Origin of the sequence: Methylophaga sp. UBA5088, from assembly GCF_002414625.1 — a bacterium.
GTDB classification, from domain to species: Bacteria; Pseudomonadota; Gammaproteobacteria; order Nitrosococcales; family Methylophagaceae; genus Methylophaga; species Methylophaga marina.
Window position 1 is genome coordinate 603 of record NZ_DIAC01000013.1, and the last position, 1625, is coordinate 2227.

The window sequence follows — 1625 nt, forward strand, 5'->3', positions numbered from 1 at the left end:
ATAGAGAATGTGGTGGCGATGAAGATACGGTAGTTTTATTTAGTATTCGCGGTACAGAAGGACCGATGTATGAAATCCTCGATGATGAGCTAAATATCCTGGCTGTTTTTACGATGAATGAATTTGAAGGACTCTATCAGGCACAACAATCTGCCTTATCCGCGTAACGTTTTATGCCTCAATGAGGATTATGATAAAAGGGATATTGTCATTGTCGATAAATTGTTTTATATCGTCAGCCCAGATTTATCCATCCCATTGAGGAACAGAATATGAAAACGTTTATACCCTATTTTGCAGCTATATTGTTTAGCTGTTCTGCATTGGCAGATGATGTGGATATGGCCGGCCTGCAGCTTGGCATGAGCATTGACGAGGCTAAAGGTGCTTTACTGGATTACGGTGTGAATGCCAGTGCGATAGAAGAAGAAAAGCAATATTACACGTACAGTGATGGCGCAAAAAACCATAAAACGCCCAGTTTTATTCATAGCCTTTCAGCCCATATTGAAGAAACCGAGCAAGGTCAGAGCAAGGCAGATAGTTTTAAACTGGTATTCACCCCCTTGCCTAAAGCAGGTCGCTTAGTCGCCATTCATCGCGTCAGACAAAACGATGTTGATCCGCTTAGCGTGGCTGTCTTTCGCCAGTCTTTGATAAACCAATATGGTCAACCCTTTGATAATGCCGGACCTCTGGACTGGATTTTCCCACAAGGCAAAATCAATTGTTTAGGGGCGTCCAGTACACAAATTACGCCACCCCGCACATTAAATGCAGATACGATCATGGGGCTGGTATTCAACAAAGAGGGGAGTCGTTATCAAGTCAATGATTTCCGTAACCCGGAAGTGAAAAGTCTGGATGAGTGTGCGAATTGGATGAGCTTTCAGTTTGGCAGCATGGATGAACAGCCCGCTAGCCATATCACGGCCACCATGGTGGATGTACCCACTTGGGTCAATGCTTATGAAGCGGCAATGGAATGGGTCGGTGAGCTAAAACAAGAAGCCATTGAAGCGCGACAAGCTGGTACAAGAAGCCCGCAATTGTAGTAGGACAATACTCGCTGGTTTATTCCCAGGACGATTGCCTATTGAATTATTAAATAATAATGAATATCATTTGCATATGTTAATTCAATGCAAGTAGGTGAGTAATGATTGCAGTTATTTATGGTTCAACCACTGGTAATACCTCAGATGCAGCCGTGAAAATAGCGAAAATTCTTGGTGAAGATCAGGTTGAGCTATTTGATGTGAAAGACGTCGGGCTGGCGGCGCTGGAGTTTTTTGACCATATCATTTTTGCCATTCCAACCTGGGATTACGGCGAGGTTCAGGCAGATTGGCAGGATGTCTGGGATGAAATTGATGATACTGACTTTTCCAGTAAAACTGTGGCGTTTTTGGGGATGGGCGATCAATTTGCCTATGCCGAATGGTTTCAGGATGCCATGGGCATGTTGCATGACAAAGTGGTGGCCAAAGGCGCCAAAGTTATCGGGCATTGGCCTGTTGAGGGGTATGAGTTTGATGCCTCAAAAGCCTTAACCGCAGATAAGCAGTTTTTTGTCGGTTTGGCTCTGGATGAAGACTGCCAACCCGAGTTGACTGAAGGTAGAC

General features: G+C 44.4%; 2 protein-coding genes. Both read left to right on the forward strand.

The window, feature by feature from the left end; genetic code table 11:
- Nucleotides 1-272 precede the first annotated feature (272 nt).
- A complete protein-coding gene (locus B4K20_RS01915; protein WP_289281697.1) occupies nt 273-1055 on the forward strand; it encodes a hypothetical protein in 783 nt (260 codons plus the stop codon).
- A 104-nt stretch (nt 1056-1159) separates the two neighbouring features.
- Nucleotides 1160-1625 (forward strand): flavodoxin (locus tag B4K20_RS01920; RefSeq protein ID WP_289281698.1); only part of this gene is annotated, 466 nt, incomplete at its 3' end.